Consider the following 14,123-nt stretch of genomic DNA (forward strand, 5'->3'; position numbering starts at 1 on the left):
CACTCCGGCCACCCCCGCAGGCCACACTCCGACCACCCCCGCGGTCGGCACCGCCGCGGGTTCTCCGGTGCGGCTCTCGCGAGGACGCCGGAGACGTTGTGTAGGTCGCTACCCGAGGTCACCGGACCCGCAGCGAGAGCCGTGCGGGAGGTTCCGCCACCCGCACCGCCGCGCAACCCGAACCGGAACTCGGAATCAGGAGCGGTGGTGGTCGGTAATACCCGCTCCGGGCCGCCAGGTGCGGATCAGCAGCCGGTCATCGATCACGCTGGTTCGCGTGACCTCGTGGATCTCCCAGCGGAACATGTGGAAGGTTCCGGGTTCGTGCTGGATCTCGCCGGCGTAGGCGCGCAGCTCCTCGCCGTCGGAGACCTCGATCGCTCGGCCGGAAAGCTTCACGTCCCCCTCGGTCATCTCAGCCGGGTGGGCGTGCAGCGCGGCGCGTGGGTCCCGCCGCAGGTCGAGCACCTTGAGCGCGCCCGGCATCGATCCCATGGTCAGGTTCCCGGCGTGGAACTGGACCTCGGTGCCGCTGACCCGGGGTGATCCGTCGCTGCGGAGTGTCGCCAGGACGTGGTGCCGGTGTGCCTCGAAACACCGCCGTACGGCCGTCGCGAGCTCCGGTGCTTCGGTTTCGAACTGTTTCCAATCGGTCACGGAACCAACATCGCACGCACCCCCGACAACACGGTTTCGCCGCCGGACTCGACGGTCCGGCGGCGTCCCGGCTCGTTCAACGAGGTTCCTGGTGCTCGGAGCCGCTCACTCCTCCTTGCGCCTGCGGCCACCGCGCTGCTGTGCCGCGGCCCCGGCCCCAGCCACGGCCTGCGCGGCCGCACTGGTGTTCTGCCCGGAAGTGTGCTGGCCGGAACCGTGCGCGCCGGAGTCGGCGCCGTCGCCGGTCTCGGACGTCTTGGCCGATTGCGCAGAGCCCTCGGACTGCTGCCCCCCAGACTGCGGGGCGCCGTTCGCCGAGGCCGAGGCGGACTGCTGCTGGGCGGCCCGCTGCGCACTGGCTCGGCGGGAACCGCCGGAGTCACTCTCGGACTGCTCGGCCTGCCCGCTCGCCTGCTGCTGCTCGGAGCCCTGCTCTGCGCTCGCGGCGGCGGCCCGCGCCTGCTCGGTGGCCGGCTCGGCTTCCGGTGGCTGGGTGGCCGATGGGCCCTCCGGAAAGCCGAACTCGTGCGACTCGAAGTCGTGCACGTCGATCTCCGGCAGCTCGAGCTCACTGTTGAGCTCACCGAAGATCGGAGTTCCAGGGTCGGATGTCGCCTTGCTCACCGCTTCGCCCTCCCAATCACTCTCGAAGCGAGCCGGGATACTGCCGGTGTCTCGCGTACGACGGAGATCCCGGCGTGGTGTACCCAAGCGTCGGCACCACGAATCCCCGGCGGTGATTCGTGGCCCGCGGCCGGCCCGACGGCCGCCCGCGCCGATCAAACACAGGGGCAACGGTCGTCGCAGGCGAAGCCGAACAATCTCACCTCTTCAGGTGAGGTATGTGCCGACTTCACCCGACCGCAACCCGCCAGCATTCCAGAGAAACAAAGCGGAAACGGGCGACAATTCCGAACCGTGGCAAAGGCCACGCACAGCTTGCGATCTTGCTCACAGGGTCGCTCCGGAACCCCAAGGCACGGGACACCCAGCCGGAAAGTGACACAGAATACGTAACGGGTACTCCTCCGGATGCCGGGAAGTTCACGCGGGACGACGAACGACGAGCAACCCACGCGAGACCATCTCGCCCGGAGCCGACGACGCGGCGCACCCACGACGCCCCCGAGCGCCCGAGAGCTCGTGGCTGCCCGGCACGACGCGAGTCCGTGCCTGTACCGGGCGGAGGCTCGGGACGGGTCCAGGGGACTTCTTCGGTTCCGGTGCGGGCCACCGACAAGGCCCCTCGGCGTCAGGGAATGTGCCGCCCGGATACCGCCCTGGCCACCACCAGCTGCTGGATCTGCTCGGTGCCCTCGAAGATGTCGTAGATCTTGGCGTCGCGGTGCATCCGCTCCACCGGGTACTCCCTGGTGTAGCCGCTGCCGCCGAGAATCTGGATGGCCCGCTCGGTGGCCCAGGTCGCGACCCGACCGGCCTTGAGCTTGGACATCGATCCCTCACCGGCGGTGAACGGGATCTCGTTGCGCCCCATCCAGGCGGCCCGCCAGACCAGCATCCGGGCCGCGTCGATCTCGGTGCGCATGTCGGCGAGGGTGAACGCGATCCCCTGGTTGTCGATGATCGGGCGCCCGAAGGTCTCCCGCTGCGTCGCGTACTCCAGGGCGTGCTCGTAGGCGGCCCGGGCGATGCCGATGGCCTGCGAGCCGACGGTGGGGCGCGAGAGCTCGAAGGTGCGCATCGCCTGCGAGCTGGATTTGCCGCCCTCCCTGGCCCGCGCGAGCCGCTCGTCCAGCTTCTCCTTTCCGCCCAGCAGGCAGCGCCCCGGCACCCGCACGTCGTCCAGGAAGACATCGGCGGTGTGCGAGGCACGCAGCCCGTGCTTGCGGATCTTGCTCGGCGCGGACAGCCCGGGCGTGCCGGGCGGGATCACGAAGGCGGCCTGCCCACGCGGACCGAGCTCGGGGTCCACCACGGCCTGCACCACGTGCACGTTGGCGATCCCGCCGTTGGTCGCCCACGCCTTGTGCCCGTTGAGCACCCACTCGTCGGTGGCCTCGTCGTAGACCGCGCGGGTGCGCATCGCGGCCACATCCGAACCCGCTTCGGGTTCGGAGGAGCAGAACGCGGCCACCTGGGGCTCGTCGACGTCGCCGTAGCACTGCGGAACCCACTCGGCGAGCTGGTCCGGGGTTCCGGCGGAGAAGATTCCCGCCACCGCGAGCGTGGTACCGAAGATCGCCATCCCGATCCCGCCGTCGCCCCAGAACAGTTCCTCGTTGGCGATGGGCAGCGACAGGCCGGTCTCGTCGGCCCAAAACGTCGCCAGTGTCTCGAAACCGTAGAGGCCGACCTTGGCGGCCTCGGAGATGATCGGCCAGGGAGTCTCCTCCCGCTCGTCCCACTCCGCGGCGGCGGGCCGGATCTCCTTCTTGGCGAAGCCGTGCAACCAGTCGCGCAGTTCCTGGTGCTCTTCGGTGAGTTCCAGTGAGAAGCTCATGGGGTTCCTCGAATGTCGTTGCTGGTGGTTCGCGGACGAATCGGACCGTCGATCGCCCCTCGGGGAAAACACGGCGCCCGGCTCCCTCCGGAGGAGGGGCGAGACCCCCTCGGCGGGCAGGTGAACCGGGGAGCTCCCGAACCGCTCTGGCTGCCGGGGCGGTCGAGCCTGTCGGGCCACCGGGGGCGGACTCGTCGGGGTCAGGCCTTCGGGATCTGGAAGAGCTTGGTCAGACCGGCGGCGAAGCCGACGTCACCGGCCACCTTGAGCTTGCCCGTCATGAACAGCATGGGCGCCGATGCGTTGCTCGAGGCGAGCTTGAGCAGCTCCACCGGGCCGAGCATCACGGTGGCCCTGGGTTCGTGTTCCGGGGTTTTGCTCACGGTGCACGTGCCACCGGAGAGCACGCACTCGTAACGCAGCACTCCGGACTCGTCGTCCGAGTCCTGCGAGGTGGAGCCGTCGAGGTTGATGCGCCAACGCACCACGGCCTCGGTGCTTTTGGCCTTGTCGGAGCGGTAGTGCTCGCCCATGCGGCGGAACAGTTCGTCGAGGATCCGTTCGGCCAGCTCCGGGCGGTCCATGACGTCCCGCAGCTGCTCGTCCGAGGCGCGGGAGATCAGCCGCGCGAACTGTTCCGGCTCCAGCGAACTGAGATCGACTTCGGTCTCGGACGCGGCCACTTCGGAGGCGGCCTCCAGCAGGCTGACGAACTCCTCCCTGCTGACCTTCTTGGGATCGGTGGCCGCCAACGCGGCGATGGGGTCGGATTCCGACATGTTGTCCTCCATTACCTACTCGCGAGTAAGACTACTCCCGGGTAGATAGACCGGCAATACAACCCCCTGATCGATACTGTTCTACCGTGCCAAGAGTGCAGGACGCGAGACATGATCGGACGGACCCGTCCGGAACCTCCGAAAAACCCCGCTCCAGACGCCTGCCCAGGCAGGTGCGCGAGCGTCAGATCCTCGACGCCGCCGTGACCGTGTTCGCCAAGTACGGCTACCACGAAGCGGCGATGGACGAGATCTCCGACGTGGCCGGGATCTCGAAACCCATGATCTACGCCTACCTCGGTGCCAAGGACGAACTCTTCGTGGCCTGCATCCGGCGAGAGGCGAACCGGCTGATCGAGTCGATCAGCCAGGCGGTGGACGCGGATCTGAAACCGGACGAACAGCTCTGGCGCGGGTTGCACGCGTTCTTCGAGTACGTCAACGACAACCGCGACAGCTGGACCGTCCTGCACCGTCAGGCGAGTGTGCAGGGGCAGCCCTTCACCTCCGAGCTCTCCGAGTGGCGCGACCGCGCGCTGGACATGGTCGCCGAGCTGCTGGCCCGCGCGGGAGGCAGCAGCGAACAACCGGTGCAGCTGGAGCAGATGCAACCGTTCGCCGCCGCGCTGGTGGGGGCGGGCGAGTCGATGCTCGACTGGTGGGTAGACCATCCGGAGTACACCGCCGACGCACTGTCGATGCGCCTGATGAACCTGGTGTGGATGGGCTTCGGCGACATGGTCCAGGGACGCCGCTGGAAACCCTCCTGACACCGCCACGGGAACCCTGAGACCACACGGGCACACGGCGCGCCGGCACGGTCGGCACGCGACCACTCGATCATCGCGATACCCACAACCGACACGAACTCACGGAGGCAATCTTGCGCTTGACCCACTACGGCCACGCCTGCGTCCTCGTCGAGACCTCGACGGCGAGGCTGCTGATCGACCCGGGGGCTTTCTCCCACGACTTCGAGGCGCTGCGTGACCTCGACGCGGTGCTGCTCACCCACCAGCACCACGACCACCTGGACCTGGAACGGCTGCCGGACGTGCTGCGCAACAACCCGAACGCGCGGCTGGTGGCCGACACCGAGTCCGCGGCCAAGCTCTCCGAGAACGGAATCGAGGCCGAGACGGCCCGCCCCGGTGACGCGTTCGAGCTCGCCGGGGTGGCGATCAACGTCGTCGGCGGCCAGCACGCGGTGATCCACCCGGACATCCCGCGCATCGCCAACATCGGCTACCTGGTGGAGCACGGCGCCTTCTACCACCCCGGCGACTCCTTCCACGTTCCGGCGCAGCACGTCGACGTGCTCGGACTGCCCACCGGGGCGCCCTGGCTGAAGCTCTCCGAGGCGGTGGACTTCCTGCGGGCGATGAAACCCCGGGTGGCGGTGCCGATCCACGAGGCGGTGCTGTCGATGCCGCAGATGCACTACGGCATGTTCGAGCGGCTCGGTCCGGAGGGGACCACCCTCACCGTGCTCAACCGGGGTGAACCGACCGGCGTTTGAGCGCACAGCCCTTCGGGCTCGTGCCGGTGCCTCGCCTCGCGAGCGAGGCACCCGTTCCCCGGAGCCGTTTCCGAGGAGTCCGTCCCACGGCTGCCCCAGGGGCTCGGCGGGCACGGAGCAGCGGCATCCCGATACCACCGGTTCCGCGAATCAGCTGGTCAGCGGGTCCGGATTCGGGGTGCCGCGCACCATCGGAGCCGAATGCGGCGGCGCGGGCGGTGGTGCGACCAACTCGGGATAGGTCGCCGGGACGGCCCCGTGCAGCAGCGCCAGGTCGATGGCGTCGTGAATCGCCGAGCGACGGGTGGGCTGCCCCAGGTCCTCGGCGGAGATCGCGAGTCTGACCAGTCCCGGCCAGTCACGGACGCCCCGTTCGGCCACCGAACGCAGCCCCCGGCAGCGGGCCGAGTCGCTCCGGAAGCCCGCCAGAGTCCGCACCCTGCTGCGCCGCAGCCGCCCGGTGCGCAGGTCCCGCAACACCTCCGGTTCGACACACGCACCGAAACCGGCCGCCCGCAGCGCCGCCAGTGTGCCCGTCGAGGCACGGCCACCCAGTGGAGCGAACGTCTCCGAGTCGAGCCCGGCCGCGTCGAGAACCGCGTTCACCGCGGTCAGTCGCAGCCCGGCCTCGTGCCGGGGGCGCCGCCGATCGTCGTGGAGACCGCGAATCCGGTTCGCACGTGGCGGTTCGAGACCGTGCAGCACCAAGGCGTCGCCCGAGGCGGCGCGCTCCCGCAACCAGTCGGTCACGCCCGAGCCGGTCAGCAACGACGCGGGGACGAATACCGACAAACCGACACGCAGCCGGTCCAGCCGCGCGGCGAAGCGCGCACAGCGTGCGAGATCCCAATCGCCGCCGATGCCGTACAACGAGACCACGAGTCGCGTACTCACGGTGTTTCATGGCGCCAGACCGGAATGTCGTGCCGGTGAGCGGCGAATTAAACGGACGTGACCTCTCGCGGAAGACCCGTCCTGCGGGGCCGCGCAGCCAAACGTCCGGATGCGCCCCGGTTCGGCTATGGCTGTCCGGGCATGGCCGTCCGAGCCAGCCGCCCGGTGGTGGCCCAGCCGGGGCGGCGTCAATTTCCCACGAAATCGCCGGGCCCTCGCCGCGGGGCCGAACTCCGACCACTCCCGCGGGCCGCACTCCGACCACCCTCGCGATCGGCACCGCCGCGGGTTCTCGCGTGCGGCTCTCGCGAGGAAGGCCCGACGTTGTGTAGGTCGCTACCCGATGTCGGGTCTCCCGGAGCGAGCGCCGTGCGAGAGGTTCCGCCACGGCACCAGCTACGCGAACCGAGCCGAGGACCCCTCAACCGCGGGCCAGGCGGTGAGATCACGTCCGGTGATCCGCTCGTACGCCTCTACGTAGCGCGCCCTGGTCGCCGCGACCACCTCGTCGGGAAGCGGGGGCGGCGGCACGTCGGAGGCGCGGTCCCAGCCGGATTCCGGCGAGGTCAGCCAGTCCCGCACGTACTGCTTGTCGAAGGAGGGCTGCGACCTGCCGGGCGTGTACTCGTCGGCGGGCCAGTACCGCGAGGAGTCCGGGGTCAGCACCTCGTCACCGAGCACCAGGGTGCCGTCGGCGGTGGTGCCGAACTCGAACTTGGTGTCGGCCAGGATGACTCCGCGCGTCCGAGCGTGCTCGGCGGCGCGCTCGTAGATCCGCAGCGTGGTGTCCCGTAGCTGCTCGGCACGCTCGCGGCCGACGGTGGCGGCCACGGCTTCCAGGCTCACGTTCTCGTCGTGCTCGCCGAGCTCCGCCTTGGTGGCGGGCGTGAAGATCGGTTCCGGTAGTCGTGCGGCCTCGGTCAGACCGTCGGGCAGTGCTACACCACAGACCCTGCCGGTCTCGCGGTACTCGGCCAGTCCGGAGCCGCTCAGGTAGCCGCGCGCGACGCACTCCACGGGCAGCATCCCCAGCTTGCGCACCAGCAACGCCCTGCCGCGCACCTCCTCGGGGATGCGGGGATCCTCGGCGGCGACGAGGTGGGAGTCGATCAGATCGCCGAGCAGTTCGAACCAGAACACGCTCATCGCGGTCAGTACCCGGCCCTTGTCCGGGATCGGCGTCTCCAGCACGTGATCATAGGCGGAAACACGATCGGAGGCGACCATCAGCAGATGCTCGTCGTCGACCTCGTAGAGCTCGCGGACCTTGCCCGCTGCCACCGGACGGTATTCGGAAAGCGCGACCACGGTTCGGAATTCTGCCTCACCCGAACGACCGGCGGGCCGACGGGCCGCCGTCGCGGCACAGCACGGGCGGCACCGAGTGGACGCGCGGCGATTTCGCGCGAAATTGACACCGCCCCAGGGAACGGCGCCTCAAAGGATCGGGGCGGGTGCGTAGGCCGCGGCCTCCGGGTGGCGGCCGGTGATCTCGCCGATCTCCTCGGTCACCTCGCGCACCTGGTTCGCGGCGGCGCCGGTGAACTCCAGCGGATCGGAGAGCAGTTGCCCGAGCCGTTCGCGGTCCAGCGGCAGCCGCTCGTCGGCCGCCAGCCGGTCCAGCAGGTCGTTGCGTTCCTGCCCCCGCTCACGCATGTCCAGCGCGACGGCGACGGCGTTCTCCTTGATCGCCTCGTGGGCGGTCTCCCTGCCCACTCCTTCCCGCACCGCGGCCATGAGCACCTTGGTGGTGGCCAGGAACGGCAGGTAGCGGTCCAGCTCCCGCGCGATCACGGCCGGGAAGGCGCCGAACTCGTCGAGCACGGTCAGCAGCGTCTCCAACAGCCCGTCGAACGCGAAGAACGCGTCCGGCAGCGCCACGCGCCGCACCACCGAGCAGGAGACGTCTCCCTCGTTCCACTGGTCCCCTGCCAGCTCGCCGGACATCGAGACGTAGCCCCGCAGCACCACGGCGAGTCCGTTGACGCGCTCGCAGGAGCGGGTGTTCATCTTGTGCGGCATCGCGCTGGAACCGACTTGCCCCGGCTTGAAGCCCTCGGTGACCAGCTCCTGCCCCGCCATCAGCCGGATCGTCTTGGCCAGGCTGGCGGGCGCGGCAGCCAGCTGGGAGAGGGTGCTCAGCACCTCGAAGTCCAGCGAACGCGGATAGACCTGCCCCACGCTGCCCAGCACCTTGCCGAAGCCGAGATGCCCGGCGACCCTGCGTTCCAGCTGGGCGAGCTTCTCCTGGTCGCCGTCGAGCAGATCCAGCGCGTCCTGGGATGTGCCGACGGGCCCCTTGATGCCGCGCAGCGGGTACCGCGCCAGCAGGTCCTCCAGCCGCCGAAAGGCCACGATCATCTCGTCGGCGGCGGTGGCGAACCGTTTGCCGAGGGTGGTGGCCTGGGCCGCCACGTTGTGCGAACGCCCCGCCATGACCAGCTCGCCGTTCTCGGTGGCGAGCTGCCCGAGCCGGGCCAGGACCGCCACGGTGCGGTCGCGCACGTGCTCCAGGCTGCGGCGGATCTGGAGCTGCTCGACGTTCTCGGTCAGATCGCGCGAGGTCATGCCCTTGTGGATGTGTTCGTGCCCGGCGAGCGCGTTGAACTCCTCGATCCGCGCCTTGACGTCGTGTCGGGTGACGCGCTCCCGCTCCGCGATGGAGTCGAGGTCGACCCGTTCCAGCACCCGCTCGTAGTCCTCGACGACGCCCTCCGGGACCTCGACGCCGAGCTCGGCCTGCGCCCGCAGCACCGCCAGCCACAGCTTGCGTTCCAGCACGATCTTGTGCTCCGGCGACCAGAGCCGAACCAGTTCCGGCGAGGCGTAGCGGGAGGCGAGCGGGTCGGGAATGCTGGGCTTGTCCGTCACGAGTGGTGAGGATACTTCCACCAACGGATGAACGCGCCGGGCGGCCCCGGTGCGGGACAGGCGTCAATTTCTCGCGAAATCGCCGCGCCGCTTGGAAGGAAGCGGCAGGGCACGGGGCTGCGACCCTCGGGCGGTGTCAATTTCTCGCGAAATCGCCGCGCGAGAGGCCGTGGTGGGGAAGGCTTACCGGAGCAGCTGGGCGCGCAGCATCCGCCGGGCGGCGCCCCTGGGGTCGGGGTCGCTCTCGATGAGGGCGTTGACCACCGCGCCGTCGACCAGCGCGATCAGTTCCAGCATCCGTTCGTGGCCGACGTCCGCGTCGGAGCGGCGGAAGATCTCGGCGAGCAGCTCGTGCAGCCGCGAGTGCAGATCGCGCATCGACTCGGCGAGGTAGGGCCTTCTCGGTGAACCCACCAGCCGTTCGTATCGCAACAGCACGGACTCGGTCCCGCCGTCGCGCGAGTCGGTGCCCAGCAGCAGATCCAGCACCAGCTCGACGACCTCCTCGGTGCCGAGCGGCCGCTCGGAGAGCTCCTCCAGCCTGCGTCTGCCCGTGGCGAGTTCCTCCTCGGCCTCGTGGCGCACCGCCGCGGTGATCAGCTCCTCCAGTGAGTCGAAGTAGTAGGTGGTGGCGGCGAGCGGCAACCGGGCGCGCTCGGCCACCGCGCGGTGTCGGATCGCCGCGAAACCGCCCTCGGAGAGCAGTTCCGCCGCCGCGACCACGAGCAGCTGCCGCCGCCGTTCGCCTTTCGGGGTACTCGCCGCCGTCATCGCGTCGATCCTAGCCACCCTGCCCACTCGACTGGGGGATGTGAGGGGAGGCTCTCGCGGTGTCCGTCCCCGCCCACGACCGGGAGGTCCACCTCGCCTCGAAGGTCCGCTTCCGGAAGCCATCCGCCGGCTCGTTCCGGCGGGCTCAGTGCCCCACTCCCGCCAGGTTGAGGCCGAGCACCCCGGCGATGATCAGCACGATCGAGACGATCTTGATCACCGAGACGGCGTCGCCGAGCCAGATCATGCCGATCACGGCGGTCAGCGCCGCGCCGACGCCTGTCCACACCGCGTAGGCGGGTCCGACCGGCAGCAGGCGCATCGCCCACGCCAGCCCCGCGAAACTGCCCGCGGCGAGCACCAGGAAGGCAAGGGTGGGGACCAACCTGCTGAAACCCTCCGAGAGCTTGAGCGAGATCGCCCAACCGGCTTCGAGCACTCCGGAGAACAGCAACACCAGCCAAGCCATGACGAGCACACCCTCCCGCGATCGGCGATACGAACCACGCTCACCACAGGAAGACTACCCACGGAGTGGTACGGACGTACCACTCTGGTGTGCGACGCCACCGCCACTCGATGGAGTCGGGAGCGGCTCGGGTCAGAGTTCCCCCGCGAGTCGCTGGGCCATCCCGGCCAGCTCGCCCCGGTAGGGCGGCGGACCGCCGGAGTCGGAGCTGCTGCGCAGGATCAGCTCGCGTCCGCTGCCGGTGTGCACGAGCACCTGCACCCCGTTCTCACCTCGGCGCAGCGGTTCGACCTCCCCTTCGGGGGGTGCCGAGGACGTCGAGCCCAGGATCGCGGTCACGTTGCCGTTGCTCCGTTCGGTGCGCAGCTGGAACGAAGCGGTGCGCGCACCCGCGGGACACTGCTGGGCCGCCACGGGCGCACTGGTGTCGCTCACGGCGGGTAACTGCTCGGAAAGGGCGTCGGCCAGCTCCGGATCGGGCGGGCCGCAGTCCGCGGAACGATCGCCCGGCGCGGTGAGCACCGAGGGTTCCTGCTGCCCGGTGCCCACCCGAGGGGCGGGCTCACTCGCCTGTTCCGAGACACCGGACGAGGCGGTATCGGCCAGCTCGGACGATTCCGGTTCGATCCAGCCCGTCCCGAAACCGACGCCACCCGCCACCACGGCCAGCGCCACCAGCGAGCCTCCCGCGACGCCGACTCTGCGCCGCGCCGTCACACGCCGCGACGCCTTGGCGATGTCCCCGGCGTCGAAGGTCGCTTCGGGGGCGGAATCGGCCGCGTCACGGAACAGTTCCGCGAGTTCGTGCTCTCGCACTGCCTACACCTCCTCACGACATCGAGCGCAGGTCACCGAGCGAATCACCGAGGGCGGCACGCAGCGCCTCCAACCCCCGGGCCGTCTGGCTCTTCACGTTGCCCTCGCTGCACTTCATGACCTCGGCGACACCGGCGACGTCGAGTCCCTCCAGATAACGCAGCACCAGCACCGCCCGCTGTTTCGGCGGCACCAGCCGCAGCCCCGCGAGCAGCGTCCGGCGGGTGACCACCGAGTCGTCCATGTCGACACGGTCCGCCGAGTGCTCGGGCAGCTCGTCCACGGCCCGCTCCCGACGCCAGGGGCGCCGCGAGTCGTCGATCACCGCGCGGGTGAGGGTGCGGCGGACGTAAGCGTCCAGCGCCTCCTTGTCGCGGATCTTGTGCCACCTGCGGTGCACCGCTATGAACGCGTTCTGCGTCAGGTCGTCCGCTCGGTGCCAGTCCCCGCACATCATGTACGCCATCCGACGCACCGCCTCTCGCCGAGCCGCGAAGTACTCCGCGAACTCCTGCTCCTCGCGTTGTTCCACGCGGAAGCCTCCGCTCGTTGCGTGCCGACACGTACCAGGACGGAACGTCCAACGTTCAAGGTTGCACGCCGGTGACGCGCGATCACCACACCCCCGGCGGAAATCGGTGAGCCCGCAGGTCCGCTTACCCGATACCGCTCACCGGGCCGAATATGGTGTGATCCTTTCGTGACCCAAACAGCCACGATCGACCTCCGTTCCGACACGGTGACGCGTCCCGACGAGCGGATGACCGCGGCGATGGCCGCCGCGGAAGTCGGCGACGACGTGCTGGACCGGGATCCCACCATGCGAAAACTGGAACGCCGTGTCGCGGAATTACTGGGCACCGAGGACGCCCTTTGGGTTCCCAGCGGCACCATGGGGAATCTGATCGCGCTCTCGCTGCACCTGCGGCGCGGCGACCGGTTCCTGGCGCCGCGCGGAGCGCACGTGCTGACCCACGAGCTGGGCTCCGCGGCATGGCTGGCGGGCGGGATGCCCGAGCCGCTGGACTGGGACGCGGGCCCGGGCAGACCCAGCGCCGCGCTGGTGCGCTCCGTGTGCGGGGGAAGCGCGGGATACGACTCGCTGCGCGACAGCCTGCTGTGCCTGGAGAACACCCACAACGAGGCGGGCGGAGCCGCGATCCCGCCGGAGGAGCACGCGCAGCTGGTGGCCGCGGCGCGCGACAACGGCCTCTCGATTCACCTGGACGGGGCGCGGCTGTTCAACGCCGCTGTCGCGCTGGGAGTGCAGCCCGCGGCTCTGACGGTCGGCGTGGACACGGTGCAGACGTGCCTGAGCAAGGGGCTCGGGGCTCCGGTCGGTTCGGCGGTCGCCGGTACCACCGAGTTCGTCACCGAGGCCCGCCGGATGCGCAAGATGCTCGGCGGCGGAGTACGACAGGGCGGCGTGGTGGCCGCCGCCGGTCTGGTGGCGCTGGAGGGCATCGAACGGCTGCGCACCGACCACGACAACGCCGCCCGACTCGCGGAAGGAATGAACGGGCTGGGCTGGCACGTCAACACGCCGCGGACGAACATGGTGCTGGCCACCGTTCCCGACGTCGGTCACAGTCTGGAACGGCTGCGGAAGGCCGGCGTGCTCGCGGTGCCGATGGCCGGGCGGGTGCGTTTCGTGACGCACCGCGACGTGGACTCGGACGACGTCGACGAGGTGCTGCGCCGGATCGGGAAAGCTGACTGAGCGGCGGAAGGGAAAATGGTGGGAACGAGCGGGAGCGGAGCGGAGCAGCCGTACTGGGTCGTGTTCGACTACGGCGAGGTGATCAGCAGACCCACCAGGGCGCTGCCGCGGATCACGGCCGAGTTGAGCATGGACGGCGCGGCACTGGACAGCGTGAGCGCGGCCTACTTCGCCGAGCGAGAGGCGTACGACCGCGGCTGCGACGACCACGAGTACTGGAGCGCGGTGGCCGCGCGGCTGGGTACGAGTGTGGACGAGCGGCTGTCTCGAGAACTGACCCGGCTCGACGTGACGGGCTGGTCCGAGACCGATCCGGAAACGCTGTTGCTGTTGCGGGAGCTGACCGCCACCGGCACCCCCTGGCGCTGCTCTCCAACGCGCCGGGTTCGTTCGCGCGGGAAGCCGAACGCACACGGTGGGCGGAGCACTTCCACCACGTGGTGTTCTCCGCCGATCTGGGGATGGCCAAGCCCGACGAGGAGATCTGGCGCGTGCTGCTGGACCGGCTCGACGCCTCACCCGAGCACTGCCTGTTCTTCGACGACCGCGAGCCCAACGTCGCGGCGGCCCGCGCGGCCGGGCTGCACGCTCGGCGTTGGCAGGGGCCCGAGCACGCGCGGAAGGAACTCCGCTCGCACGGAGTACTGCCCGCCACCAGTGATGACTGAGCCGGGAGCGCGCAGGAACCCGAACGCCACCGGAATCCGTCACCGGTTCCGACACCGCCGCACACCCGGCGGCAAGTGGTGATCTCAGCGGAGCTGTCGGCTGCGCTCGCTGCCGCCGACCTGGCGGCTGTCCCGCTTGGCCCAGCCGACGGCCGCTGTGATCAGGAACAACGCGCCACCGATCACGGCGAGCCAGAACAGCCCCTTGACCACGAAACCGATCACGGCTCCGGCCACCGAGAGCACCAGCCACAGCGCCAGCAGTCCGAGAACTACCTTCCACCACATCGCTGCTCACCTCACCACGAGTTCACGGCCCCGCGGCTGAGCGGAAGCCGATCGTGTGACGACTACCGCGGATCCGGAGCCACCGCCCCCAGCTTCCCACAGTTCGGTGGCCATGCCCCACTACTCGGGGACAACTCGGGGAAAATCTCGGGGTGGCGTCAATTTCCCGCGAAATCGCCGCGACCGGGACCGCCGTTGGAAAGTGGCCGT

General features: G+C 69.8%; 16 protein-coding genes. 4 read left to right on the plus strand and 12 right to left on the minus strand.

The annotated features are described in order from the left end of the window. Nucleotides 1–195: 195 nt before the first annotated feature. The 4 genes from ACOQFL_RS14925 to ACOQFL_RS14940 form a co-directional block, all read right to left on the minus strand. Nucleotides 196–657 carry a pyridoxamine 5'-phosphate oxidase family protein gene (locus ACOQFL_RS14925; RefSeq protein WP_435544767.1) on the minus strand — a complete coding sequence of 154 codons (462 nt, stop codon included), beginning with the start codon at nt 655–657 and terminating at the stop codon, nt 196–198. A gap of 105 nt (nt 658–762) precedes the next feature. Continuing rightward, nucleotides 763–1,281 (minus strand): hypothetical protein, encoded by a 519-nt coding sequence (locus tag ACOQFL_RS14930; RefSeq protein WP_435544768.1) that lies wholly within the window; start codon nt 1,279–1,281, stop codon nt 763–765. A 628-nt stretch (nt 1,282–1,909) separates the two neighbouring features. Next, entirely contained in the window at nt 1,910–3,118 is a 1,209-nt protein-coding gene (locus tag ACOQFL_RS14935) for an acyl-CoA dehydrogenase family protein (RefSeq protein WP_435544769.1), read from the minus strand. A gap of 200 nt (nt 3,119–3,318) precedes the next feature. After that, entirely contained in the window at nt 3,319–3,897 is a 579-nt protein-coding gene (locus tag ACOQFL_RS14940; RefSeq protein ID WP_435544770.1) for an SCP2 sterol-binding domain-containing protein, read from the minus strand. Between the two features lie 95 nt (nt 3,898–3,992). Between ACOQFL_RS14940 and ACOQFL_RS14945 the strand changes: the two genes are divergently transcribed. Both ACOQFL_RS14945 and ACOQFL_RS14950 read left to right on the plus strand, forming a co-directional pair. After that, nucleotides 3,993–4,667 (plus strand): TetR/AcrR family transcriptional regulator, encoded by a 675-nt coding sequence (locus ACOQFL_RS14945; protein WP_435544967.1) that lies wholly within the window; start codon nt 3,993–3,995, stop codon nt 4,665–4,667. Between the two features lie 113 nt (nt 4,668–4,780). Next, complete coding sequence (locus ACOQFL_RS14950) at nt 4,781–5,416, plus strand: MBL fold metallo-hydrolase (protein WP_435544771.1); 636 nt, start codon at nt 4,781–4,783, stop codon at nt 5,414–5,416. A gap of 150 nt (nt 5,417–5,566) precedes the next feature. Here ACOQFL_RS14950 and ACOQFL_RS14955 read toward each other — a convergent pair whose 3' ends face one another. From ACOQFL_RS14955 to ACOQFL_RS14985, 7 genes are all read right to left on the minus strand, one after another. Further along, complete coding sequence (locus tag ACOQFL_RS14955) at nt 5,567–6,310, minus strand: DUF2334 domain-containing protein (RefSeq protein WP_435544772.1); 744 nt, start codon at nt 6,308–6,310, stop codon at nt 5,567–5,569. Between the two features lie 396 nt (nt 6,311–6,706). After that, complete coding sequence (locus ACOQFL_RS14960) at nt 6,707–7,618, minus strand: phosphoribosylaminoimidazolesuccinocarboxamide synthase (RefSeq protein ID WP_435544773.1); 912 nt, start codon at nt 7,616–7,618, stop codon at nt 6,707–6,709. A 129-nt stretch (nt 7,619–7,747) separates the two neighbouring features. Further along, nucleotides 7,748–9,181 (minus strand): adenylosuccinate lyase, encoded by a 1,434-nt coding sequence (gene purB, locus ACOQFL_RS14965; RefSeq protein ID WP_435544774.1) that lies wholly within the window; start codon nt 9,179–9,181, stop codon nt 7,748–7,750. Nucleotides 9,182–9,364: 183 nt separating this feature from the next. Further along, nucleotides 9,365–9,952: a TetR/AcrR family transcriptional regulator gene (locus tag ACOQFL_RS14970; RefSeq protein WP_435544775.1), complete on the minus strand. Its 588-nt coding sequence runs from the start codon at nt 9,950–9,952 to the stop codon at nt 9,365–9,367. 145 nt (nt 9,953–10,097) lie between these two features. Beyond that, nucleotides 10,098–10,421 (minus strand): DMT family transporter, encoded by a 324-nt coding sequence (locus ACOQFL_RS14975; RefSeq protein ID WP_435544776.1) that lies wholly within the window; start codon nt 10,419–10,421, stop codon nt 10,098–10,100. A gap of 132 nt (nt 10,422–10,553) precedes the next feature. Continuing rightward, a complete protein-coding gene (locus tag ACOQFL_RS14980) occupies nt 10,554–11,237 on the minus strand; it encodes a hypothetical protein (protein ID WP_435544777.1) in 684 nt (227 codons plus the stop codon). Nucleotides 11,238–11,250: 13 nt separating this feature from the next. Further along, entirely contained in the window at nt 11,251–11,769 is a 519-nt protein-coding gene (locus tag ACOQFL_RS14985; protein WP_435544778.1) for a SigE family RNA polymerase sigma factor, read from the minus strand. 168 nt (nt 11,770–11,937) lie between these two features. Between ACOQFL_RS14985 and ACOQFL_RS14990 the strand changes: the two genes are divergently transcribed. Together ACOQFL_RS14990 and ACOQFL_RS14995 are read left to right on the plus strand one after the other, a co-directional pair. Further along, nucleotides 11,938–12,957: a threonine aldolase family protein gene (locus tag ACOQFL_RS14990; RefSeq protein WP_435544779.1), complete on the plus strand. Its 1,020-nt coding sequence runs from the start codon at nt 11,938–11,940 to the stop codon at nt 12,955–12,957. Nucleotides 12,958–13,322: 365 nt separating this feature from the next. Then, the gene (locus tag ACOQFL_RS14995; protein ID WP_435544968.1) at nt 13,323–13,625 is read left to right on the plus strand and encodes an HAD-IA family hydrolase; all 303 of its coding nucleotides are present in this window, start codon (nt 13,323–13,325) and stop codon (nt 13,623–13,625) included. Between the two features lie 84 nt (nt 13,626–13,709). Here ACOQFL_RS14995 and ACOQFL_RS15000 read toward each other — a convergent pair whose 3' ends face one another. Further along, the gene (locus tag ACOQFL_RS15000; RefSeq protein WP_435544780.1) at nt 13,710–13,913 is read right to left on the minus strand and encodes a hypothetical protein; all 204 of its coding nucleotides are present in this window, start codon (nt 13,911–13,913) and stop codon (nt 13,710–13,712) included. Between the last annotated feature and the right edge of the window lie 210 nt (nt 13,914–14,123).

The organism is Actinopolyspora sabaoui (assembly GCF_051225635.1).
Classification (GTDB): domain Bacteria; phylum Actinomycetota; class Actinomycetes; order Mycobacteriales; family Pseudonocardiaceae; genus Actinopolyspora.

Excerpts from the sequence above, each read along its gene's own strand:
- ACOQFL_RS14935 (WP_435544769.1), bottom strand. The coding sequence starts at position 3,118 with ATGAGCTTCTCACTGGAACTCACCGAAGAGCACCAGGAACTGCGCGAC.
- ACOQFL_RS14940 (WP_435544770.1), bottom strand. The coding sequence starts at position 3,897 with ATGTCGGAATCCGACCCCATCGCCGCGTTGGCGGCCACCGATCCCAAG.
- ACOQFL_RS14970 (WP_435544775.1), bottom strand. The coding sequence starts at position 9,952 with ATGACGGCGGCGAGTACCCCGAAAGGCGAACGGCGGCGGCAGCTGCTC.
- ACOQFL_RS14975 (WP_435544776.1), bottom strand. The coding sequence starts at position 10,421 with ATGGCTTGGCTGGTGTTGCTGTTCTCCGGAGTGCTCGAAGCCGGTTGG.
- ACOQFL_RS15000 (WP_435544780.1), bottom strand. The coding sequence starts at position 13,913 with ATGTGGTGGAAGGTAGTTCTCGGACTGCTGGCGCTGTGGCTGGTGCTC.